This is a genomic window from Streptomyces sp. NPDC002133, assembly GCF_040296405.1.
Classification (GTDB): Bacteria; Actinomycetota; Actinomycetes; order Streptomycetales; family Streptomycetaceae; genus Streptomyces.
On sequence record NZ_JBEOXF010000022.1, the window covers coordinates 70296 to 92451 of the forward strand.

At 67.8% G+C, this 22156-nt stretch carries 18 protein-coding genes and 2 pseudogenes; 14 read left to right on the forward strand and 6 right to left on the reverse strand.

Going from position 1 to position 22156, the window contains the following annotated elements; all coding sequences use genetic code 11:
* The first annotated feature begins 127 nt into the window (after positions 1-127).
* Entirely contained in the window at positions 128-1342 is a 1215-nt protein-coding gene (fabV, locus tag ABT078_RS21730; protein ID WP_351230107.1) for an enoyl-[acyl-carrier-protein] reductase FabV, read from the forward strand.
* A gap of 23 nt (positions 1343-1365) precedes the next feature.
* The gene (locus tag ABT078_RS21735) at positions 1366-2511 is read left to right on the forward strand and encodes a polyprenyl synthetase family protein (RefSeq protein ID WP_351230109.1); all 1146 of its coding nucleotides are present in this window, start codon (positions 1366-1368) and stop codon (positions 2509-2511) included.
* A 245-nt stretch (positions 2512-2756) separates the two neighbouring features.
* Here ABT078_RS21735 and ABT078_RS21740 read toward each other — a convergent pair whose 3' ends face one another.
* Complete coding sequence (locus tag ABT078_RS21740; RefSeq protein WP_351230111.1) at positions 2757-3278, reverse strand: hypothetical protein; 522 nt, start codon at positions 3276-3278, stop codon at positions 2757-2759.
* Between the two features lie 522 nt (positions 3279-3800).
* On the opposite strand from ABT078_RS21740, the gene ABT078_RS21745 reads away from it, so the two are divergent.
* Positions 3801-4103 (forward strand): hypothetical protein, encoded by a 303-nt coding sequence (locus tag ABT078_RS21745; protein WP_351230113.1) that lies wholly within the window; start codon positions 3801-3803, stop codon positions 4101-4103.
* A 125-nt stretch (positions 4104-4228) separates the two neighbouring features.
* Here the strand turns inward: ABT078_RS21745 and ABT078_RS21750 are convergent, their stop codons facing one another.
* Both ABT078_RS21750 and ABT078_RS21755 read right to left on the reverse strand, forming a co-directional pair.
* Positions 4229-4606, reverse strand: a complete 378-nt coding sequence (locus tag ABT078_RS21750; protein ID WP_351230115.1) for a hypothetical protein — start codon at positions 4604-4606, stop codon at positions 4229-4231.
* A 154-nt stretch (positions 4607-4760) separates the two neighbouring features.
* Complete coding sequence (locus ABT078_RS21755; RefSeq protein WP_502981272.1) at positions 4761-5447, reverse strand: recombinase family protein; 687 nt, start codon at positions 5445-5447, stop codon at positions 4761-4763.
* Between the two features lie 343 nt (positions 5448-5790).
* Here ABT078_RS21755 and ABT078_RS21760 point away from each other — a divergent pair, with 343 nt between their 5' ends.
* Positions 5791-6228, forward strand: coding sequence for a VOC family protein (locus ABT078_RS21760; protein WP_351230117.1), 438 nt, complete (start codon positions 5791-5793; stop codon positions 6226-6228).
* Between the two features lie 460 nt (positions 6229-6688).
* On the opposite strand, the gene ABT078_RS21765 is transcribed toward ABT078_RS21760, so the two are convergent.
* Both ABT078_RS21765 and ABT078_RS21770 read right to left on the reverse strand, forming a co-directional pair.
* The gene (locus ABT078_RS21765) at positions 6689-8347 is read right to left on the reverse strand and encodes a hypothetical protein (RefSeq protein ID WP_351230119.1); all 1659 of its coding nucleotides are present in this window, start codon (positions 8345-8347) and stop codon (positions 6689-6691) included.
* Between the two features lie 231 nt (positions 8348-8578).
* Positions 8579-8806 (reverse strand): hypothetical protein, encoded by a 228-nt coding sequence (locus tag ABT078_RS21770; protein ID WP_351230121.1) that lies wholly within the window; start codon positions 8804-8806, stop codon positions 8579-8581.
* A 421-nt stretch (positions 8807-9227) separates the two neighbouring features.
* Here ABT078_RS21770 and ABT078_RS21775 point away from each other — a divergent pair, with 421 nt between their 5' ends.
* From ABT078_RS21775 to ABT078_RS21820, 10 genes and pseudogenes are all read left to right on the forward strand, one after another.
* Positions 9228-10415 (forward strand): hypothetical protein, encoded by a 1188-nt coding sequence (locus ABT078_RS21775; protein ID WP_351230123.1) that lies wholly within the window; start codon positions 9228-9230, stop codon positions 10413-10415.
* A gap of 262 nt (positions 10416-10677) precedes the next feature.
* On the forward strand, positions 10678-11364 hold the full coding sequence (gene lexA / locus ABT078_RS21780; RefSeq protein ID WP_351230125.1) for a transcriptional repressor LexA: 687 nt from the start codon (positions 10678-10680) through the stop codon (positions 11362-11364).
* A 226-nt stretch (positions 11365-11590) separates the two neighbouring features.
* Positions 11591-11968: a hypothetical protein gene (locus tag ABT078_RS21785; protein ID WP_351230127.1), complete on the forward strand. Its 378-nt coding sequence runs from the start codon at positions 11591-11593 to the stop codon at positions 11966-11968.
* Positions 11969-12382: 414 nt separating this feature from the next.
* Complete coding sequence (locus ABT078_RS21790; protein WP_351230129.1) at positions 12383-13651, forward strand: DNA polymerase III subunit beta family protein; 1269 nt, start codon at positions 12383-12385, stop codon at positions 13649-13651.
* Positions 13652-13893: 242 nt separating this feature from the next.
* Positions 13894-14484: a hypothetical protein gene (locus ABT078_RS21795; RefSeq protein WP_351230131.1), complete on the forward strand. Its 591-nt coding sequence runs from the start codon at positions 13894-13896 to the stop codon at positions 14482-14484.
* On the forward strand, positions 14481-16412 hold the full coding sequence (locus ABT078_RS21800) for a hypothetical protein (protein WP_351230133.1): 1932 nt from the start codon (positions 14481-14483) through the stop codon (positions 16410-16412). Before ABT078_RS21795 ends, ABT078_RS21800 begins: the two co-directional genes overlap by 4 nt.
* Positions 16413-16481: 69 nt before the next feature.
* Positions 16482-18428: a hypothetical protein gene (locus ABT078_RS21805; protein WP_351230135.1), complete on the forward strand. Its 1947-nt coding sequence runs from the start codon at positions 16482-16484 to the stop codon at positions 18426-18428.
* 172 nt (positions 18429-18600) lie between these two features.
* Positions 18601-19074: pseudogene (locus ABT078_RS21810) on the forward strand (transposase); the annotation flags it as partial.
* Between the two features lie 218 nt (positions 19075-19292).
* A complete protein-coding gene (locus ABT078_RS21815) occupies positions 19293-20507 on the forward strand; it encodes an IS110 family RNA-guided transposase (protein WP_351230139.1) in 1215 nt (404 codons plus the stop codon).
* A 17-nt stretch (positions 20508-20524) separates the two neighbouring features.
* Positions 20525-21319: pseudogene (locus ABT078_RS21820) on the forward strand (IS256 family transposase); the annotation flags it as partial.
* An 89-nt stretch (positions 21320-21408) separates the two neighbouring features.
* On the opposite strand, the gene ABT078_RS21825 reads toward ABT078_RS21820, so the two are convergent.
* Positions 21409-22137 (reverse strand): IS3 family transposase, encoded by a 729-nt coding sequence (locus ABT078_RS21825; protein WP_351230141.1) that lies wholly within the window; start codon positions 22135-22137, stop codon positions 21409-21411.
* Positions 22138-22156 lie beyond the last annotated feature (19 nt).

The following is a 22156-nucleotide window of genomic DNA, read 5'->3' on the forward strand; positions in this document are numbered from 1 at the left end:
CCCGGCTCGCGATCTCTGTGCCCGATGAAGTCACTGCGCGTATCCGAACGGTCGCAGACTTGCAGAATGCGGTGGCCAGCATGTTGGCGGCCGCGTCCTCGTCCGTGACGACCTCAAGGACTCCCTCGTGAGCGAACGCGTCATCAACCCCCGCAGCCGCGGGTTCCTCTTCCTCGACTCCCACCCGACAGGCTGCGAGCGCCTCGTCGAAGACATGTGGCAAGCAGTGCCAGCGCCGCCGTCCGGCCCGCCCGGAGAGGGGCCGGTAGCGCTGGTCATCGGCTCCTCCGCCGGATACGGGCTTGCCGCGACGATTGCCGGACTCGCCCGGGCGGGGATCCGCGGCATCGGGGTGTGCTTCGAGAAGGCGCCCACCGAGCGGCGCACCGGCACAGCCGGCTGGTACCGCACCGCCGCCACCGCGGCCCTCGCCCGCGCCCACGGCCAGGACATGGTCTTCCTCAACGGCGACGCCTTCAGCAACGCCATGAAGGACACAGTCGCCGACGTCCTCAAGGAACGATTCGGCGGACGCCTCGACTACCTCATCTACTCGGTCGCAGCCCCCCGCCGTACCGATCCGGACACCGGCACCACGTACGCCTCCGTCCTCAAGCCGATCGGCAAGCCCTACCGGACGAAGACCCTCGTCTTCGACGACCAGGGCGCCCCGGAGGTCAAGGAGGTCGAGACCGCGCCGGCCGAGGGCGACGACATCGACCAGACCGTGGCGGTAATGGGCGGCGCGGACTGGGAACGCTGGATCGACCACCTCGCCGACCGCGGCCTGCTCGCCGACAACTTCACCACCGCCGCCCTCTCCTACATCGGCTCGCCGCTCACCGCGACGATCTACCGCCAGGGCACCATCGGCGCCGCCAAGGCCCACCTCGAGGCCACCGCCCGCACCCTGGATGAGCGCCTGGGCAAGCTGGTCGGCGGGCGGGCGGTGACCTCGGTCAACGGCGCGGCAGTCACCCAGTCCTCCACCGCCATCCCCGGCATCGCCCTCTACGTCGGGCTTCTGCGTGGAGTCCTCGGCGACACCCTCGTGCCGCCGATCGGGCAGCTGGTCGAGCTGTGGGACCAGCTCACCGGCGCCCGCCCGCTCACCGTTGATGACGAGGGACGCGTACGCCTGGACACCTGGGAGCTCGCCAACTCTGTGCAGGCCTCGGTCGCCGAGCGGTGGAAGAAGGCCTCGACCGACACCATCCGTGACCTCGCCGACCTCGGCTGGTTCCACGACGAAGTACGGCGCCTGTACGGATTCGCCGCGCCCGGCATCGACTACACCGCCCCCGTTGAGACCGCCGTCCCCTGGCCTGACCCCACCGCCTGACCCACACCTCCTGGAGGAACGCCATGTTCGCACCGTCCAACGAGCAGCTCATCCGCTGGCAGCAGCACCTCGAAGAAGCCCTCGCCCGCTTCGCCGACAACGACCTGCGCCACGCCACCGCCCGCATCAGCAACCCGGACGTGCACGACGCAGCCGCCGCCTACCTGCTCCGCCCCTCCAAGCGACTGCTCGGCATGGCGTTCCTCCACGCCGCCCACACCCTCAACGCCGATACCGACGCCCACCCCGACGACCTGACTGCGGTCGCCGCCGCACTGGAGATCCGGCACGGCGCGATCCTCCTGCACGACGACATCGTCGACGGCGACACCCTGCGCGGCGGCCACCCCACCGCCCACCACGCACTAACCCCGGCCTTCGGCCCGGCCGAGGCATCCAGCGCCGCGCTGTTCGCCGGCGACGTCCTCGCCGGACTCGCCCCGCTGCCGATCCTGCACACCAGCCTCCCCGCGCCGCTGCGCGCCCGGCTTGCCGAGCTGTTCCAGCACACGACCGCGCTCGTCGCTGCCGGACAGACCGAACAACTCCACCTCGACGTCCGCCAGGACCCGGAAGCCGTGAGCGAGGCCGACATCCTGCGTATCCACGCCGGACAGTTCGCCCCCTACCTCCTGTGCTCCATCCAGCTCTCCGCCGCGCTCGCCGGCCTCGACGACGACGCACTCCACCGGATCACTCAGGCCGGACTGCCGCTCTGCCAGGGCTTCCAGGTACAGAACGACCTCGCCGGATACACCGAACTCGCCCGCCTCATGGCCGAGAATGCCGACACAGCCGAGACACTCACGCTGGCCAACACCTCCGACCTCGCCCGGCGCCGCCGCACCGTCGTCGTCCGCGCCGCCCTCGACCGACTCTCCGGGGCGAACCGCCGCAGGCTACTCGCCTACCTCGACGGCGCCGACGACGACCTGACCACAATTGTTGCCCTCATCCGAGCCTCCGACGCGCCCCGGCACTGCGCCGGCCTTGTCACCGATCTCCACGCCCAGGCCAGCGAACGCATCGTCACCGACACGCAACTGCCGGCCGCCCTACGGACCGCGCTTAGCGCCACCTGGGGCTACATGATTGCCCTCTATGACCCCGCATCCCCTACCAGCCAGCTCTACCTGCAGGCTCGCACCGACCTGCAGGCCGTAGTCTGAGACATGCCGAAACGCCGCAGTCTTGTCCCGGAGCGTTCATGCGTTCGGGAGCCCTCCTCCTCCGGCTAGACCGCGTGCCCCATCGAGCAGATGCGTGACCTCGGCGTCGTGCAGTTCGGCGCTCTCGTCCTGGCCGAGCCCCGCCCGCCCCCTCAGCCTGCCTGCCGTGCGGGCGGACGCGGAGCGGGCCGTGGAGAGGAGTTAGGCAGTTGCGAAAGTGGCGCCCGTGCTGAGACTGGTGACCGCTACTGAACGGGCTTCCATTCTTGGGCCGCGGAGTCCCATGCCCATTCGGGTCGTCCCTCGTCCTCCACGTACCAGCGCCCGTCAGGCGCCCCTTTCGGGAGCCAATACACCGAGCCGCGGACTCGCTGTGTTCCGCCCCGGGACATCTTGAGCAACTGGGCGACAGCTTCAGCCGGAAGGTTGTCGTCAAGGTAAACGCGAGCGCCTGAGTCCTCATCGAGGAGCGACACCGTGATCCGCATGCCATCCGCAAACCACGGATCTTCGGGTGGAATTTCCGGGTGGTGGTGGACCCGTTGCAACAAGCGACGTACCGCTCCGCGGGCGCTGGCATCGATCGTGTCCCCGAGCTTGCTGCCCAAACTCTCGGCCACAGCCTGTACAAAAGGTGCTAACGCCAGGCCGACGAACACCAGTAGGACCGACTGGGCGCCGGATTGCTTCGGGCGAACCGTGACCTCAACGGGTGGCAGGAGGAGGTCGTCAACCTCTGCCGACATGTCTTCGGGCTGCGGCACCATGTCATCACCCTCACTCACCCACACCAGAGCGCCACGGGCAGAGCGGTTCTTCAGGCAGACGCCATGGCACTCCCCGACACGCCGCAGCATGTCAACACAACTCAAGGACCAGGACAAGCACCTTCGCAACACGCCCTGGTTGCCGAACTGATCTCCGGGGGAGGCAAGTCAGTGAATGTCCCGCCGCGGACCTCCTCCGCCGGATCCTGGTCCTCTTCTTCGTACGTACCGAGCGGGTCGGCCTTGCGCTCGCCCGGCACGACGCCGAACTGCGCGGCACCCCCTTACACCCAGAGGTAGCTGAGGATCACCCGCCACCGTACGGCGCCCGCCGGGCGCCGGCGCCGGTCCACATCTCGCGGCCTGATGCAATATCAGTGGTTAGCGCCACACTGGGCTCCTCGCCGGTGAAGCAGGGGGGCTGATGGCGTTGAGAGCCGTGCACGTGCCGCCCGGCAGCAGCACCGACCCCGAACTGATGGAACCACTCACCCCGCAGACTCTCGACGGAAGGACGGATGCGTGAGCGAGGACAACCAGAACATGACCCGGATCGGCCGCCCCCGGGCCCACGGCGACAAGACGTACCACGGCGCCGTCGAAGTCCACTCCCGCGAGGACAACGTCCAGGTCGTGACGTTCACCGGCTCGGAGGAAGCCGACCTCATCCATGCGGCTGGCTCGTGGATGGGGAAGCACCTCGACGCTGTCCTCCTCGGCATGAACTGGATCGGCGACTACCTCTCCCCGCACGACATCGACCCGCCCGGACCGCCGCGCCACCGCCTGGACCTCACCGTCGACCTCTCCAACGAACGAGGCTGAACTCCAGCGCAGCGGAGGACCCCGGCATCACGCGGCCGGGTTCCTCCGCTGATCAAGATCAATCTCGGCGCCAGCGGCTGTAGCAGTACCAAGGCTGGCCACACCGCATACATGCTCAGGGCTGTTCAGGTCTGCGGTCGGAGGTCTTCCTCTTCCGGCTGTGTCGCAGCCGGAACAGGAGCGGTGGGCAGGGCGGCCAGACGTTCGAGATCCGAGCTTGAGAGTTCGTGGCGTTGGGAGAGTAGTTCCACTACGGCGGAGACCTGTGTCCAATGTTGGGTGAGGGTGCGCAGCGCCCGCCCCTGCTGAGTGCGGTAGTTCCAGGGCACTTCGATCAGGGAGGGCTCGTAGGCGAGCTGCCACCCCTCGGCGTACGCGACGTCCCGGGCAACACCTTGGTCGTCGAGGCCGCCCACCTCCGCCGCCCACGTACGTTCCGGTGTCAGGAGGCCGATCCCGGCCAGCCACAGCAGCTCGCTCTGGACGCCGGCCGCAAGCATCATCAAGACCTCTGGAGCTGTGGCAACGGACAGATTGACCGACTGGTTCCGGCCGGAGAACTCAACCGCTCCGCATCGGCCGCAGACATTCTCGGCGATCTCCAGCCCTTGTAGGGGTGCCGGTAAGAATCGTGTCACCAGCCGCAAACGGCGGTGATCAGTCCTCTGACCTGGAGGGTCGGGGCAGTTCCGCCGTGCTGGTCGCCTCGGCGAGTGCGACGCGACCGCCCTTCAGCTCGGGCACGTAGTTGTAGATGGTGTTGCGGGAGACGCCGAGGAGCTTCGCGATCGAGGTGACGGTGTTCTCCGGGCGGGCGAGCAGGTCGCGGGCGTGCCGTACCTGCTCGTCGGTCATGGCTGGCGGGCGGCCGAGTCGGGCACCGCGGGCGCGGGCGGCGTCCAGGCCCTCGTTGGTGCCTTGCACAATGAGTTCGCGGATGAACTCCGCGAGCGCCGCGAAGACGTGGAAGACCAGGCACCCGCCGGGCGTGGTCGTGTCGAGTGCCTCGTGCAGCGAGGTGAAGCCGACGCCACGCTTGCGTAGGCCGGACACGATCGCGATGAGGTCCTGGATAGAACGGCCGAGCCGGTCCAGCGACGGGACGACGAGCGTGTCACCCTCGCGCAGGTAGTCGAGGGCCTTCCATAGCTCCTCGCGTTCGGCGTTCTTGCCGGACTTCTTGTCGGCGAAGATCCGGATGCATCCCGCTTCGGTGAGTGCGTGGATCTGCCGGTCGAGCAACTGCCCCTTGGTGGACACGCGTGCGTATCCCACGAGGTCGCCGGTCCGTACGGCCGGAACGGGGGCGAGGAGATCGGCGGCGTCGTCCTGGGGTGGCTGCACCCGCCAGATCGTACAGAAAACGGTGCTCCTCAAGTTCTTGAGCACATCGACTTTCTGACACCGTTTTATGGGCATGATCCGGTGCCGGTCCGGTTACGCAGCCCCGCTTGTCGATCTTGCTCGTCAATCGGTCGATAGATGAGCAGTCAATGGGGCAACCCAAGTAATCCCCTTGTGTCCTGTGTCATCGGATCTTGAGTGCGTGCCATCGAACCTTGACGGAAGCGAGTTTGTGCCATCGATTCCTAATGCCGTTCGTCAAGCCGCGGCGCACGCTTGAGGCAGCGGGCAGGAGGTGTCGGAGGTGCGCGGTACAGTCCGTTCATCCGACTGGGGAGGGCTCATGGGGACCAAGTGGAGCTTGACGATCGACTGCGCGTACCCGGCGAAGCTGGCCGCGTTCTGGGCGCTGGCGTTGGGCTACGAGGAGAAGCCCGCGCCCGCAGGGTTCGGGAGCTGGGAGGAGTGGTTCTCGCATCATGAGGTTCCGGAGGACGAGTGGGATGACGGGGCGTACCTCTCAGATCCAGACGGAGTGGGCCCCACCTTGTCCTTCCTGAAGGTGCCGGAGCCGAAGGTGGCGAAGAACCGGCTGCATATCGACGTGCGAGTTGGTGGCGGCCGTGAAACCCCGTGGGAGGTGCGCTGGCCCCGCGTGGTCGAGGCAGTGGAGCGGTTGACCGCTGCGGGCGCGACCGTGGTCCGCGAGGACGAGTTGCAGGGCAGGCCGGATCACGTGGTGATGGCAGACCCGGAAGGTAACGAGTTTTGCCTGGTTTGACGGGGTCGGTCAGACCACCTGGCCGCGCGCAGCGTGTCGCGCCCCTTCCTATGCGGCAGCCCTTGCCGGCGGAGCTGGCTCGTAGCGCCGTCCGTCGCGCAGGAGGGCCCAGAGGACGTTGACGCGGCGGCGAGCGAGAGCCAGGCCTGCTCCGACTGCGACCCGCGCCCGACGGACCGGTAACTGGCAGAAGGCCCATGGGCGGTCCGGAGTCATCGCAACTGACTGCGGACCGCGCCGTCGACTGTACTCACACGTTCGCACGCCCCGTCGCCGACTCCGCACCGTCTGGAGCACGTGGGCGAGGGACCGTGGCCGCTGCGAGCTTAAGACGGGCGGCCATGTCGAGGTTCACCTCGCCGTACGGGCGTACGTGGGACCAGAACAGCGGGGTCAGGCCGCGCCGGTCGGCCGGGGTACGGGAGGTGACGGCGACACAGCAGGATTCGAACCTGGTGTGCTATGAGGCTGGAGCGGCGCCGGGGGCCTCGAGTTCGGTTCCCAGAACGCGCCAGGATGGCGCTCCAGGGGTCAGCTGCATCCGTACCTTTGCGGGGCGGCCGCTCGCCAGGATGTCCGCGGCTTCGTCTTGGTTGAGCACCTTGTGCACGGTGAAGTATTCGATGCAGGGACCGAGTTCGATGTCCCAGTCGCCGAGGGTGAAGGTGAGGGATCCGCACGATGCCGCGATGCGGGTGTCGTTGATCCGTGAAAGCCGATCGAGCTCATCAAGAGTGGTCACGTCCCAGGCCACCGTGCTCGCGTTGGTCGGTACCGATTCGCCGCGCAGCAGTGCCAGGATTCCCTTGACGTCCCAGGCGTCGCGGAGGGTGAAGTCCCTCGGTATAGGGAAGACCTGCCCGGTGCGCTCCTGGAGTGCCGCAAGGTCCTCTATGGCTTCGCGGGTCTGTGCCACACCTGGGTTCTGCCAGCCCCGGGGCAGCGAGGTCCATAGTCTGCTCGTCGGCCCCTCAGCGCGCAGCGTGAGCTGGAGATCTGAGCCCGGGCCAAGGGAGCTCATCAGACGCAATCCGGGGAGAGCGGCGCCGGGGAGCGTTTCGGCTTCGGGGTCGAGGGTCCAGTTCAGCTGCCAGGAGCGCTCGCGGGCATTGAAGCGGAGCCGGGTTGTGAGCAGGCCTCCCGAGTCGGACCCAAAGAGGGTGCCGCCAGCCGTGCCGGTGACGCGTTCGGTGAACTGCAGTGGCATCGATGCGAGTGGGATTCCGGATGGTTGCATCAGCGCGAGACTGGCCCTGATAGGCGGGTCGACGACTTCGCGGGGGGAACTGATGCGCATGCTGGTTGGCGTGAAAGAGCTACCGATTCCCAGAGCTGGCGGCGCATCGACAGTGAACAGACCGAGGTTCTCAGGATGCAGCTCGATGTCGCCGCCGAAATGCATTGTCTGCTCGAGTCTCTTCAGACGTTCGGCATCCTGGGGATCATCGCTCCGGAAATGAAGCTGCGTATTGATCGTGATGGGCGCTTGCTCTGTGGAGGACGCGCTCTTGGCACGCACGCTCACCGCCGGGCTGCCGTCCGGCCCTGTCAGCGGGACCAGCGTGTAGTGGGGCGAGATCTCCTGCGCTCGCCGGCGCAGTGCCTCGTAGCGGGCCAGTAGATCGGGCACACCTCCGAGCAGCGTGTCACGCTCGGCTCGGGCTTCAGCGATCCGCTCCAGGATGTAGTCGGCCGCCTCATGAAGCGCGTAGCGCACGAGGTCGTCGTGCGCCGCGAGCTGCATGTTCAGCCACTTCAAGCCGCGCCAATCGCGTACGAAGGGAAACCTTGTGCGAAGGCCGCCAAACCAACGGAGCTCAGAAGGATTGGGACTGATAGGAACTACGAGATCCCAGGCGTCAGGCTGGTGTCGGGCGGCCGAAACGAGTGACCGTTCCACCTGATCGCGCTGGCTGCTGCGCATGCGTCCCGTGAAGGACTTGATCTCGACGATCTCCAGCGTATTGCTCTCGGTGTACTCGTAGACGTCGCGTCCTTCGTCGCCGCCGACCCCGTCGACCTCCTGTGCGCGCGGGCGAAGCCGGAGGATGAGCATGGTGATCAGCGCCTCGGCCGCTTGCGGATTCTTGGCCAGCTTTTCCCACTGGATCTCCACCATGAGCCAACGGTACGGCCCACATATGACAGCAACCGGCCTCGAGCCGAAACCTGTCGAGCCCCAGTGTCCAGGCAGGTCAGAGAAGGCACTTGGACACTGCGGTGCGCAGCGCGCGTGAGCGCACCCCCGGCTCGAGGACGAGGCCGGTGCCCTCGGGCGGCGGAGGATCAGCGGCGGGACGCAGGGCTCCGCGACGTGGCAGGACGCACCCCCGTCCCGCGTGGCCGGCTGTCAGGTCCAATGCCGTGCTGTGCGCGCTACGAGACCCGCAGCGCCGGCCAGCGCACCAACAATGGCCGCACCGACGCCCAGCGGCCCGGCCAGCGGCGGGTGCACCAGGGCGAGGTAGACGCCAGCTCCCGTGATCAGCAGTCCTACTGCCACGGCCAGCAGGAGAACGACCGTGCGCAGCTCGTGGTGGTCGCGGTCTTGGTGGGGCGTGTCCGTGTTCGTGGTCATGAGGTCTTTAATCCTTCGCGGATCGGGCGTGCAACGGCGTTGCCGTCGTCGGGCACCGGTTCGTGCCACGCATCGGTGAGTGCCAACCCGGCGCAGCCACAGCGACGTTGGAGCGACGCCGGGTTTGCCGGTTCGCCGCCATTTCAGCCGACGCGACACGCCTCGACCGGACCGAGGTGGGGGGTCTCTAATAGGTCCTCACCTCCCTGCGGAGGGTGAGCGCAACGCTGGCAGGAGCCGCCGTACGCGCAGCCCGAGACGACTGCTCCTGGGTGGAACTCGCACGCCCGCACGGGACCTCCAAGCAGTCGGCTCAGCACACGAGCGCTTCCGTTAGCCCGTGTAGCACATGAGTAAGGTGTTGTTGATCCAGGCACGAGAACCCGCCCATAGCCGCGCGCGGCGCCGCTAGCGTCGCGCCATGTCATCCAGCAAGGGCCCGAGCGCGGCCGACCAGCAGCTCATCGACCATGCTCAGCGACACGGGTACACGGTCACCGTCAAGCAGCTGGCCACCTGGCGCAGCCACGGGCTGCTGCCGGGCAACATCCCCGGCGGAGGCCTCGGGCGCGGCCGGGGGAGCACCTCCCGGCCAGCGGCCCACAGTTTCGACCTGCTCCTCGGCCTCGCCCGTCACGCCGGACCGGGCAAGCGGCCGTCAGACCTGGCGCTGCTGCTGTTCGGCGAAGGCCTCCCGGTACCGGAGGCGACCGTACGGTCAGCCTTCCGTGCCACCACCGCCATCACCATCCCCGGCGAGGGCAACGACCCGGCTGAGAACCTGGACGACCGCCTGGACGACATCGACGGCCACCTCGCCGATACCGGACCCGTGCTGACCCTCGTCCCCGCCCGGGCCCGGCGCATCGACGAGGGGATCGCCCGCGCTGTCCGCACGGCTAGCGGCGCCTGGCCTCCGCCGGACCTGGCAGACCTGGACGACAACCCTGAGCCGACGCCCCTCACACCCCAGGGCGCAACTCTTGCCGCCGTGACGGCGACCCTCACCGGCTCCCTCTCCCTGATGGAGATGGGAAGCCTCCTCCGGGCGATGACCCCGGGCCTGCCCGCCCCGATCGCCTCCCTCGTCGAAACCACCGGCCAGGACGTTCTGGAGGACACTGCGGCCGCAGTCATCGATCCGGACGGCACGCTGACCTTCCTGCCCGACGGCGACGCTCGAGACTTCCTGCGAGACCTGGCCGATGCCACGCCCTTGCAGGACCTTGCGACCACCTGGAAGACCGCACAGGAGGTACGCGAGTGGGCTCTGGACCTGTGCGAGCGCACGGAGGCCGAGCTTGACGCCGGACACCTCGGCGAAGCGGTGAACGAGTGGTACGCCGGCCGCCACCTCCTGTCCGGGCAGGCAGTGCTCGAGGCCCTGCGCGATCGCCGCTGGTCGCCATCGATGCGTGCCTTCGATGCGCTCCGCCTGCTCTTCCTGCGTCAGATGCTGCTGGTGCTCGGCAGCATTGCGCCCGGCTGCCAGTGGCACGTCCTGGGGATGCCCAGAGTGCTGCCGCCCCCGGTACGCCACCTGCTCGCAGACATCATCGACCGGGAGCCGGTCCCGGTGGAGCCGACGGGGGACCGGGCCGTGTCCTGAGCGAGCAGGACTGGACTGTCAGCGCGACTCGTAGCGTCGACAAGGCTCGGAGCGGCCGGGACGTGAAGGGACGGGAGTGAGTCATGAACGAGATCAGCGTGGGCAGGCAGCACCTCGATCGGCGCCACCGTCACCTGAAGACCGGACCAGTCACCCCTGGCGCCCCGGTTGCGCACAGCGGGCTATCGAAGAGGTGTTCCCTTTGTTGTGGTTGGCGAGCTACTTTCACCCCACGCAAGATCCCGTCAGGGGGGAGCACCACATGCACGCCGTCGAATCCGCAGGTCGGCCCGGACGGCCGCCCGGTGTCGGCACCAGCCCCGATGGACTCACCAGCCGCCAAGCAGCGATTGTGGACTTCATCGAGGAGGCCGTCACCCGGAAGGGCTACCCGCCATCAATGCGGGAGATCGGCGAGGCAGTCCACCTCAAATCCACCTCTTCGGTCTCCCACCAAGTCATGGCCCTGGAGCGCAAAGGCGTCCTGTACCGCGACCCGCAACGGCCGCGCACGTACCGCGTCCGCCACCGCTGGAGCGACGACCTTCCCCAGGCTCCGACGGACAGCACGCCAGAGCTGGCCCATGTCCCCCTGGTTGGCCGGATCGCCGCCGGCGCGCCGATCCTCGCCGAGGAAGCCGTCGAAGACGTCCTTCCGCTACCGCGGCACCTCGTTGGCGAAGGCGAGCTGTTCGCGCTCAAAGTCGTCGGGGACAGCATGATCGAGGCGGCCATCTGCGACGGCGACATCGTCACTGTGCGCCGCCAGGACTCCGCCGACTCCGGAGACGTTGTCGCCGCGCTCCTGGACGGCGAGGCCACCGTCAAGCGTCTACGCCGTGAGGACGGCAGAGTCTGGCTGATGCCGCACAATGCGGCGTACGAGCCGATCCCGGGCGACGAAGCGGCCATCCTCGGAAAGGTGGTCGCCGTCCTGCGCACTCTCTGAGGATCACGAAAGAGCGGTCCGCCCGGTCGACGTGCGAAGGACTCCCGGGCGGACCCCGCTGCCCACGCTGCCGCGTCGCCAGCCGGGACACCGTGAAACACGGCCGCAGTCTGGGCCGAACGAGGCAGCCCTCGATCGGTGCCGTGCGATGCGCCGTTCCGGCCCGGAACACCTCGACCGATGCCAGACTCTGGGCCATCCTGTCGAGTCGACGAAGGGCCTGTTCGTGACCGAAGAGCACAAGGGTGTTGAGCAGTACGCGACGGACGCCTCCCAGGCCCACATCGAGCTGGCCCGACGCCTGGTCGACGCGCCGCTGGAGTACCCGCTGGAGGCGTATCGGATCCTCAGCGGCCTCACGCGCAGCGCGCACGAACTGCCCCAGCTGCTCGAGCTCCTGGAGAGCGGAATCGACCGGCTGCTCGCCGGCGACCGCCTGGACACGGATTTCAGGGGAGCATCGCTGGAGGAGAAGCTGCAGGATTTCCGCGCCGGACTTGCCGCAGCCAGCGAGGCGACCCAGGCCGTCGAGCGCGGCCTGGACAAAGCCTTCCGGGCTATCGGCCACGTCTCGTACAAGGAAGCTGCCGAGCCGCAGCCCTAGAACTCTGCTGCGCCGCCAGCGCGGGCCGCGTGCACTGTCTTCCGCAGTTCCCGCGCCCGGCTGACGTCCATCGGCGCCGTCTGGCACATCGCCCCGCAGCCGGCCCGATGCACTCCCCGCCACTTTGTTGCGCGCCGAGCGCTGCGCGCTCTCACGCACCGCGGAGGCCTCTCAGCCGGACGCTGGAGGCGCCGTGCGGCCCGCGCTCTTGCTTCAGGCTGCCCGCCTCGTTGCCCGTGGCGCTCATGTACCAGTTGACCGGCGGAGATTGGCCCCGGAGGCGATGCGAACCACCCCCCATTATGGCGTGTGCATGGTATAGTTATCTTGTTGTTCGGCGGTGGCAGCCGGCCAACGAACCGAGACGCACCCCCAACCCGAGGGAGAGCTATGTCCCACCCTGAGACTCAGGTCATGGCCGCGAATTCTGCCGAAAAGATCGAGAAGAAGCCCGCAGAGCCGACCGCGCACTTCGCCGGAATGCACGCGCAGATCGCCGAGGCGCTGAACATCGCTGAATTCGGTGTACCGACCCAGGCTCAGCCGACCGCGCAGCGCGGCGTGCTTATCCAGACGAGCCGCGACCGGCTCACTCTCAGCACCTTTGATTTCTGGACCGCCGTGTCGGTCACGGTTCCCGTGGGAACGCCAGTCGCGAAGGGACGTTCGCTTCTTGATTTTGTGGAGCTGAAGAAGGCCCTCGCCGCCATGGTGGCGGGTGAGATCAAGACGGTCGCCGCCCGCACGCCCGTCTCGCTCGCGGGAGACCTGCTGGCCACGGAGCACATCACCGTGCCGATCACAACGCTTGACCTGGGCGCGTTCACACACCCGCCGGAGGCAGTGCCCGCCATGGCCACCATGGACGCGCAGGAGTTCCTCGCCCAGCTGAACCGCGTACTGCCGACTGCGGGGCGCGACGGCACCCTGCCGACGCTCACCGGCGTCCAGATCACCCTGGAGGGCGAGACGCTCACCCTGGCGGCCACCGACCGCTACCGCTTCGCGGTCGCGGAAGTCCCCGCCGGCGCCACCGTGCATCCGCTGGAGAAGCCGCTGACCGCCCTCATCCCCGCTGGCATCCTCGCGCCCCTGGCCAGGCGCCTGAAGTCGTACGACGGGCGCGTGGGTATCGGGATCATCGAGGACGGCAAGGGCGCCATCGCCCGGGCCACCCTGTCGATGGGCGACACCACCATCACGATGCGCCCGCTGGAGGGCAGCCTGCCCAAGTACGACAGCCTGTTCCCGACCGAGTGCGACACGTCCGTCCGTGTCGACCGCGCCACTGTTGTACGGGCCGCGAAGAAGTGTCAGGCCCTGATTAGTGCGAAGGGTGAGAAGAACACGCCCGTCGCTTTCGCGTGGGGCGACGACGGCACCCTCACCCTCGCCCCGCGCATCGGCACCGTCGACGACCAGGCCCGCACCAAGGGCATGACCGTCCCGTCGACCATCACGCACGGGAACGCCGACACCCTGCGGGGCAGGGCCCTGGCTCTCAACCCGGCCTTCTTGCTGGACGCGATCGGAACGTTCGCCAGCGACACCGTCACGATGCACATCCGCGCGGTGGAGGACGGGCAGATCACCAAGCCCGTTCTGCTCACCGAGGGGCCCGAGATGGACGGTGACGGGTATCGGCACCTGCTGATGCCCGTACGGCTCGACCTGTCCAAGTAGACAGCCCAGCAAAGCAGGAGCCCTCCGCCGTAAGGCGGGGGGCTCACGCACGTGCTGATCGCGTCGCCCTACTTACCAATCGGGACCACGGTGTGCTACTGATCGTGTCGGGGGAGTGATCGACGGCGATCGGGGGGCTGCCAGTGAGACCAGGTGCGGAGCAGGGGCGTGGACGGCGGGCTAGCCGGGTCCAAGACGCGGTGCGGATCCTATTTCTTTTGGATCACTGTTCACCTCCAGCAGTGCAGTGTGCAGCGCATCCGGATGCCGCGGCGATCCTGCGGGGACAGAAGAAGCTCCAGGCGCTCGACTTCTGGCTGCGCAACCCGGATTACCTGGCCGACGAGCTGTTGAACTTCGCCGAGGCTGGCGGCAGCCTGCCTGGAGTCGACCCGGTAGCCCAAGCGGCCGCGCTGCTGCAGGGTGATGAGCCCGACCTCGAGTCCTATCCGATGGTCCGCTGGCGATTCGGCGCGTATGAGCCGCTGGACGACGCCCTCGGACTGCTGCTCTCCCACGGGATGATCGGCATCGATGCAGTCGGCAAGGCGCCAGAGATCGACCGCTGGGACTACTGCCTGCTACCTCCGGCACGGCTCACTGCGCAGGAACTGCGCACCGATGAGCCGGATCTGGCCTGGTACGACGAGCGTGCCGCGCTGGTTCTGCTGATAGCCGGCGACCGTAGCGGCAGCCGGCTCAAGGACGTCCAGTACGCGCAGGCAGAGTACGAGCGCACCCACCTCGGCGACAGCATCACGGGCATCACCAGCCGGGTCCGCGCTCGCCTCGCGGCGTTCGAGAACCGTGCAAGTGAAGGGCAGAACGCATGAGCAACTTCACCGAAGCCGTCGCCGAACGGGCTGCTGTCGCCCTGGAAGAGGCTGCCGCGGTTCTGGAACACCACCACGTCCGCGAGAGCGGAATCCTGCCCCGGCCCCACCGCCTCTCGCTCACGTCCGTCGAGTTCTCCGGGACCAAGGCGGGCACCGTCACCGGAGACTTCCGCTTCGCATGGCGCCTCGGCGACGGCTTGTGGTGCCTGGCCGGCGACAACCTGAAGGGCAAGAGCACTGTCCTTGAGGTGGTCTATTGGTGCCTGCGCGGTGAAAACAGCCGACTTCAGGACGGCGTGCGCCGGTGGATTTCCCACGTTCGCCTCGATGGCACGATCGACGGCGAACCATTCAGCGTCGAGTTCCGACAGAGCGCCGGAGCGCTGACCGGCCGCCTGGAAACCGGCACGACCACACCGCACGTCGACTTCACCAGCCACGCCGAATTCGAGTCCACCATGGGCGAATTCATGATGAACCGCCTAAACCTTGAGATCCTCCGCGGCTGGCGGGACGACGTCAAAGGCGAAGAAGACGGCAAAGCCGGCGTCACCGACTGGTCGCTCTTCAGCCACGCCTTGATCGCCCGGAACCGCAACGCCCAGGTCCTGCTCGGCGAGACCGCCCAGAACGGATCCGTCGTCAGCCTCCTGCAGATGTTTATCGGCCTGCCCTGGACCAGCACTCGCCGCGACGCCGAAACCGCTCTGAAAACGGTCCGCCAGCAACTGCGCGGAGAACGCCGCCGCGCCACCCAGGACACCCAGGCCCGCGCCGACTCGCTGCAGGAACTCAAGGACCAGCTGGCCGACGCCGAAGCCGCCCTGGCCGACGCCGAGGCCGCCCCCTCCCTCGAAGACCAGACCACGGCACTGGAACAAGCCGCCGCCCGCGTCGCCAGCTGCGCCCAGGACCACGCCAGCGCCGTCCAGGCCCACACCACCGCCCAAATCCGCTACACCGAAGTCCACCAGGCACTCCTTGATGACCAGAAGCAACTGCGCGACCTCCGGGAGAACACTGCAGCCAAGCGGTATTTCGGCGCACTCAACCCCACCTGTTGCCCGCGCTGCACCACCCCCGTAGCCGACCTCGCCCACGCCGCGCACGCTGGCGACCACTGCTCCGTCTGCGGAACCGCCGCGCCCAAGGACGCACCCGAGGACCCCACCGCCATCGAGCAGCTCACCGAAAGCGTGAACGCCCTGCGCGCCGCCGATCGCCAGGCCCAGAGCGCCGTCCATGACGCAGAAGCGGCACGCTTGCAGGCCGAGAGTGAACTCACCGCTGGCCGGCAAGCACTGGCATCGGCCCAATCAGTCCTCCCGGATGCTTCCCTGCTGCGCCGGCAGCTCGAGTTGGAGCGGCTGCGCGGGCAGCTGAAGGAACGCGCATCCACCCACGCCCGGGCTACAGCAGCAACGGAACCCGACGCGGAAGAACGGATCCTCGAAGCCGCTCGCAAGGAAGCCGACGTGCGCGCGCAGAAGGCCGGAAAGCCGATCATGGACCGGGTCAGTGCCGAGATCTACACTCTCGCTGTGCGGCTCGGCTACAACGCCCTGCAAGGCGTGAAGCTCCAGTCGAACGGCGTCATGAAGCTGCACAAGGACGACGGCCCCACATATTTCATGGACGTCAGCGACGGCGAACAGCTACGTCTGCGGATGGCCACGCTGCTCGCCCTGCTCCGTGTCGGCCAGAAGCACGGAGGCCGTCACCCCGGCCTGCTCCTCATCGACTCCGCCGGCGCGCAAGAGATGATCCGCACCGACCTGGCGGAAACCCTGGAGCAGCTGAAAGCCATCTGCGCAGAGACCGAAGGGCTCCAGATCATCGCCGCCACCGCGAACCGTGACCTGGCCCGCACGGTGATCCCCAACGACCGAGCGAGGATCGCCGAGGAAGGCGCCTACATGTGGTGACCCCCACCACGGCCACACGTTAACGTGCCACCACCCCGCACGCCGCCGCGCGACGAGGAAGGCCTCACCGTGACCCCGCTGGAGACGCTCCTCGCCCGCCACGGAGACGCCCCCGCCCTCGAAGACCTCGGCGGTGAGGAACAGCTCTGGGGCCAGGCGGCCGAGCTCGCCACGTCCCGACTGTGGTTCCGCGCGGCCGAAACCCTCCTCACTGCCTGGGACAACCTCGCCGATCCCGACCGTGCCGCGGCCTTCATCGCCGAAGCCCTGACGGCCGAGAGCCGGCCGGGCGTCGCCGGCGATCTCCTCGACCGGCTCTGCGACCACACCGGCTACCTCCGACACCACGCGGCCACCCTGAACCGACTCGCTCTGCGACGGTGCGAGACCCACGCCACCTCCCTCGAAGCCGAGACCGCCGGCCTCTTCCTCGAAGCCGCACTGCGCCTGGCACTGGCAGGAGGACCCACCAAGCGCTACGGGGTACTCGACCTCCTTGTCGACCCACAAGCCACCGCCGCACCGGCTGGATACGCACGCCGCATAGTGCGAGCTCTCGGAGCCGCCTACGAACAGTGGCGCGACCCGGACCTGGCCGCCGCCCTCCACCCCTTCATCGACAGACCCGACCTGCGCGCCGACGCTGCCTTTGAGCTGGCCATGTGCCACCTGTCGGACGCCTTCAATGCCGCAGACCGCGCCAGCCTCCTGGGCCAGCTCGAGATCAGCCGAACCCACTTCAGCGAAGCCATCGACGCCGACGAGGACCGCCCGGACGCCACCGCCTACCGGGCCGCGATCAACGCCGTCCTGGCCTTCGAAGCCGAGGACAACCAAGCCCTCGCCGCCGAGGCGACGCAACTACGCCGCTCGACTACCGAACATGCGCTCTGGCTCACCGGCCTGCGCACAGGCTGGCGAGACGGCCGCTACGACACCGAAGCCGCGTGGTACACGCTCAGCCACGACCTCGAGGAAGCCGGTGCTCAGCTCAGTGCGCCGCTTACCACCTGGTCGAGCCAGACGATCCAGCACATTCTCGCCGCGTACTCCGCACACCGCTCCGTACGCCTCACTTCGACCGGGACCGCTCCCGCACTGCAGCTGCTTGTGGCCCCCCGCATCGAGGACGCCTTCGTCGCCAGAGAGGGGCTCCTGCTGCACGTGCGCGCACTGCTCGCCGACGCACCCCCCGACTGGGACCGGCACGCCGCCGAAGAACTCCGCAGCGCAGTCGACGCGCGGCTGGGGCTCAGGCATGAGGAGCTGGCCGAGGACGGCTTGGGAAAAGACGGAGCGGCGGCCGCTTTGGCCGCCGCACTCGGTAGCCAGGTACTCGCCGCCCTGCCTCCCGGGATCGTCGACGGTCTTCGCGAACGGCTCGTCGACAACGAAGTCAGCCACACCCCAGCCCTTCCCAAGGCTGAGCAGGACGCCTTCAATGACGTCGTGGCGGGGCTGCAGCACTGCCACGACTTCCAGGCCCCTGCGGTGCGCGAGCACTTCATCCGCCTTATCACCGCAACGATCCGCTTCCTTGCGAACAGGACGAACCGCGGCCGCGATAAGCACACGAAAAAGACTGCCTACCTCCTCGCTCCGAAGCAGGGAGACCGACTCCCGCTGGAAGTCGAGCTGCAGGAGGACCTGCACGACTACCTCGACAGCGCATGCTTCAACGTGCAGATGGAAGCCATCGACCGCAGCGGAGGGCGCGCTGACATCCTCGTCACGTTCCCCGGATTCGACATCGTCATCGAATGCAAGCGCGAACTGAAGAAGGCGGAGCGCGTAGACCTCAAGCGCTATCTCGGGCAGACCGTGGCCTATCAAGCCGCGGGAGTCACCCTTGGCATGCTTGCCGTCCTGGACCTCACGCCGAAGCCCAAATGGCTCCCCAACCTGCGCGACAGCATCTGGACCGAACATGTCCCTGCGCCGGACCCCGCGCAGGGTGACCGCTGGGCGGTCGTAGTTCGGGTGCCCGGAAACCGCACCATGCCTCACGACATGTAGCAGGACGCTCCAAGGCGGGAGTCCGACCGCGGGGGAGTGTCATGAATCAGGTGTGGACCTTCCACGAAGGAGTCACCTGATGAGTACGACAGTGGGTCACCTGATCGAGTCGGCGGACGGTGTGTCGCTTGCCGGGGTCGGCGAGCGTGGTGAGGGTGCCGACGTGAAGTCGATGTCGGTATCGCCGAACGGGCTGTCCGTCGAGCTCATGGAGGAGCTGGCTGCGCTGGCGGCGGAGAAGACCGCCGAGGGCGGGCTGCGGCTGATGGGCGAAGGCGGGATCCTGCCCGAGCTGGCCCAGCATCTGATGCAGGCCGCGCTCGAGGCGGAGATGGACCAGCACCTCGCGGATGAGGCAGCCCGGTCCGGCGGTCGCGGATCGCGCTCAGGTGGCAACATGCGCAACGGTTACCGGGCGAAGAAGGTGATGACCGAGTTCGGGCCGGTGGTGGTGCATGTTCCGCGTGACCGGCTGGGGACCTTCCGTCCCGGGCTGCTGCCGAAGTACGCCCGCCGGACCGGCGCCCTGGACGACATGGTCCTGTCGTTGACCGCGAAAGGTCTCACGTCCGGGGAGATCGTCGCCCATCTCGCCGAGGTCTACGGCATGACCACGTCCAAGGAGACCGTGTCCACGATCACGGACAGCGATAGTGATACCCGGGTCCCCGGTGGTCGTGGCTCGATCACTGACTGACGTCCTGCTGGACTGTCTTCGCCTTGGTCTGTCCGGCCGCCGGGGCCCGTTCCCGAGGCCCCGGCCGGGTGGATCATGACCTCATAGGAGCCTGGCCAGAGGCCCCATCGCTGTCCTGTCTGCCCCACCCGGCTGGAGCCACCTCCGGTCAGGAAGGCATCTCCAGCATGACAGGAACGGACACCGCAGCAGTCGTCGAACACGTGGTGATCGGTGGGGTTGACTCTCATGCCAACACCGTCCACGTCGCGGTGGTAACCGACCGCGGTGGGCAGATCGCCGATGCCGAGTTCCCCACAACGGCCGCCGGATACGAGGCTGCTCTGGCTTTCCTAGCTGCTCACGGCACCGTTGCCGCCGTCGGCGTGGAGGGCACGTCGTCCTACGGGTCGGGGTTCACGCATGCGGCCCGCGAGGCCGGTCTGACCGTGGTCGAGGTCAACCGGCCGGACAAGGCCGAGCGCCGCAGGATCGGCAAGTCCGATCCGATCGACGCCTATGCCGCAGCTCGTGCGGTCGTATCCGGACGGGCCACCAGTGCCCCCAAAGGCAACGCCGTCGCCGGGATCCGGGCTCTGCACAACGCGGCACGCTCCGCGATCAAGGCTCGTACGGCCGCGCTGAACCAGATCGGACACATCCTGATCACCGCGCCCGACAGTATCCGCGCGAAGTATGAAGTGCTGCGGGGCGACAGGCGTATCGAGGCCCTGGGCCAGCTCCGGGTCGGCAACGACCCCGTCCAAGTCCCGATCCTGACCGCCCTGCGCACGCTCGCGCGACGCGTCCAGAATCTGACCACTGAACACGCCGCACTGAGCACTGAGTTGGACGCGTTGGTCACGCAGCTCAACCCCGGCCTGCGCGCCGCCTACGGCGTCGGACCCGACACCGCTACGCAACTGCTGATCACCGCTGGCGACAACCCCGCCCGCCTACGCACCGAAGCGTCCTTCGCCGCCCTGTGCGGTGTCGCCCCGGTTCCGGCCTCCAGTGGCAAGACCAACCGTCACCGGCTCTCGCGCGGCGGTGACCGCGCGGCGAACGGGGCCCTCTACCGCATCGCGCTCGTCCGCATGCGCCGTGACCAGCGCACCCGTGACTACGTGGAGCGTCAAACCAAGGCCGGCCGGACGAAGAAGGAGATCATCCGGCTGCTCAAACGCGCCATCGCCCGGGAGGTCTTCCGCCTGTTGACCACCGCAGTCGAAGTTCCCGAGATCGCGGACCTCAGGCCCGCCCGCCAGGCCAAGAACATCACGCTCACCGCCGCAGCGAACCACTTCGGAGTCTGGCCCGCCGTCATCTCCAACATCGAACGGGGCCTTCGCCGTGATGACCTTTTCGCCGACGCCTATCGCAGCTGGCTCGCTGCCGCTTGACCAACGATAGGAGCATCAAGGCCCTGGAATCAATGGCGGAATGGCGCACTCGCCCCCTCGATCCGGTTTACCCGGTGGTCTTCATCGACGCTGTCCATGTCCGGATCAGGGACGGGCAGGTCGCCAACCGGCCCGTCTACGTCGCGATCGCAGTCACCGCGGACGGCTACCGGGAGATCCTCGGTCTGTGGACCGGGCAGGGCGGTGAAGGCGCGAAGTACTGGCAGACGGTGCTGACCGAGATCCGAAACCGCGGCGTGAAGGACGTCCTCATGCTCGTCTGCGACGGCCTGACCGCCCTGCCCGAAGCGGTCAACGCAATCTGGCCGCAGACCGTGGTGCAGACCTGCGTCGTCCATTTGATCCGGAGCAGTCTGCGTTACGCGTCTCGCCGGGACGCGGCCGAGATCGCCCGTGACCTCAAACCCGTCTACACCGCCGTCAGCGAAGAACAGGCCCGCGACCGGCTGACGGAATTCGGCGAGAATTGGGACACCAAGTACCCGTCGATCACCGGGATCTGGCAACGGGCCTGGAACGAGTTCATCCCATTTCTGTCCCTGCCGCCGGCCATCCGCCAGGTCGTCTACACCACCAACGCGATCGAGAGCCTGAACGCCCGTTACCGGCGAGCGGCCCAGGCCTGCGGGCACTTTCCGAACGAGACCGCGGCCCTCAAACGGCTCTACCTCGCCACCCTTGCCCTGGACCCCACCGGCCGCGGCCGACAGCGCTGGTCCAACCGCTGGAAAGCCGCCCTCAACGAGTTCGACGTCCTCTTCGACGGCCGCCTTGCCGCCAACCAGGTATAGGCCACACAGCCCAACACAAAACACGTAGGCCAAACAGACGAACCACACCTAATTCCTGAGAGGTTCCCCCGCTGCGTGGGAGTGGCTGACTAGCTGGTCAGGGCGGGTTGACGTGGTTTCAGGTTCACTGGTTCGGCTGCTGCCTGGTTGGCGTAGTGCTTCTCCTCGTACTCGATGGGGCTGAGGTATCCGAGCCGTTTCTGGATGCGGCGGGAGTTGTAGAAGCCGTCGATGTACTCGAAGAGGGCGAGGTTCGCTTCGGCCCTGGTGGCGAAGACCCGGCCGCGGATGCACTCGGTTTTGATGAGCATCCACAGGTTCTCCGCGAGGGCATTGTCGAACGAGTCGCCGACCGAGCCCATGGACGCCTGGATCCCGGCCCTGACCAGGCGGGTCGTGAGCTTCACGGACGTGTATTGGGTGCCGTGGTCCGCGTGATGGACGAGCTCGCCGTGCGCGACTTCGCGGCTGGCCAGGGCATACTCCAGCGAGGTCAGGACCAAGTCCGCGTCGGCACGGGCGGAGGTTTCCCAGGCCACGACCCGGCGGGAGAACGCGTCGCGGATCGCGGACAGCCACAGTGGGCCCTCCTCGGTCGCGATCATGGTCAGGTCGGTGACCCACAACCGGTTCGGCCCGTCTGCGGTGAAGTCGCGCCTGACCAGGTCAGGGGCGAGGTCGGCGTCCGGGTCCCGGCGGGTGAAGCCCTTGCCGCGGCGGGGGCTGATCCCGGCCAGGCCGGCCTGGCGCATGAGCCGTTCGACACGCTTGCGGCCGACTGCCACGCCCTCACGCTTGAGGACGGCGTGCACGCGCACTACCGGGTCTAGCTTTTCT

Coding starts and splice junctions, on each gene's coding strand:
- ABT078_RS21735 (WP_351230109.1), top strand. CDS start 1,366: ATGTTCGCACCGTCCAACGAGCAGCTCATCCGCTGGCAGCAGCACCTC.
- ABT078_RS21740 (WP_351230111.1), bottom strand. CDS start 3,278: ATGGTGCCGCAGCCCGAAGACATGTCGGCAGAGGTTGACGACCTCCTC.
- ABT078_RS21750 (WP_351230115.1), bottom strand. CDS start 4,606: ATGATGCTTGCGGCCGGCGTCCAGAGCGAGCTGCTGTGGCTGGCCGGG.
- ABT078_RS21760 (WP_351230117.1), top strand. CDS start 5,791: ATGGGGACCAAGTGGAGCTTGACGATCGACTGCGCGTACCCGGCGAAG.
- ABT078_RS21765 (WP_351230119.1), bottom strand. CDS start 8,347: ATGGTGGAGATCCAGTGGGAAAAGCTGGCCAAGAATCCGCAAGCGGCC.
- ABT078_RS21770 (WP_351230121.1), bottom strand. CDS start 8,806: ATGACCACGAACACGGACACGCCCCACCAAGACCGCGACCACCACGAG.
- ABT078_RS21775 (WP_351230123.1), top strand. CDS start 9,228: ATGTCATCCAGCAAGGGCCCGAGCGCGGCCGACCAGCAGCTCATCGAC.
- lexA (WP_351230125.1), top strand. CDS start 10,678: ATGCACGCCGTCGAATCCGCAGGTCGGCCCGGACGGCCGCCCGGTGTC.
- ABT078_RS21790 (WP_351230129.1), top strand. CDS start 12,383: ATGGCCGCGAATTCTGCCGAAAAGATCGAGAAGAAGCCCGCAGAGCCG.
- ABT078_RS21800 (WP_351230133.1), top strand. CDS start 14,481: ATGAGCAACTTCACCGAAGCCGTCGCCGAACGGGCTGCTGTCGCCCTG.
- ABT078_RS21815 (WP_351230139.1), top strand. CDS start 19,293: ATGACAGGAACGGACACCGCAGCAGTCGTCGAACACGTGGTGATCGGT.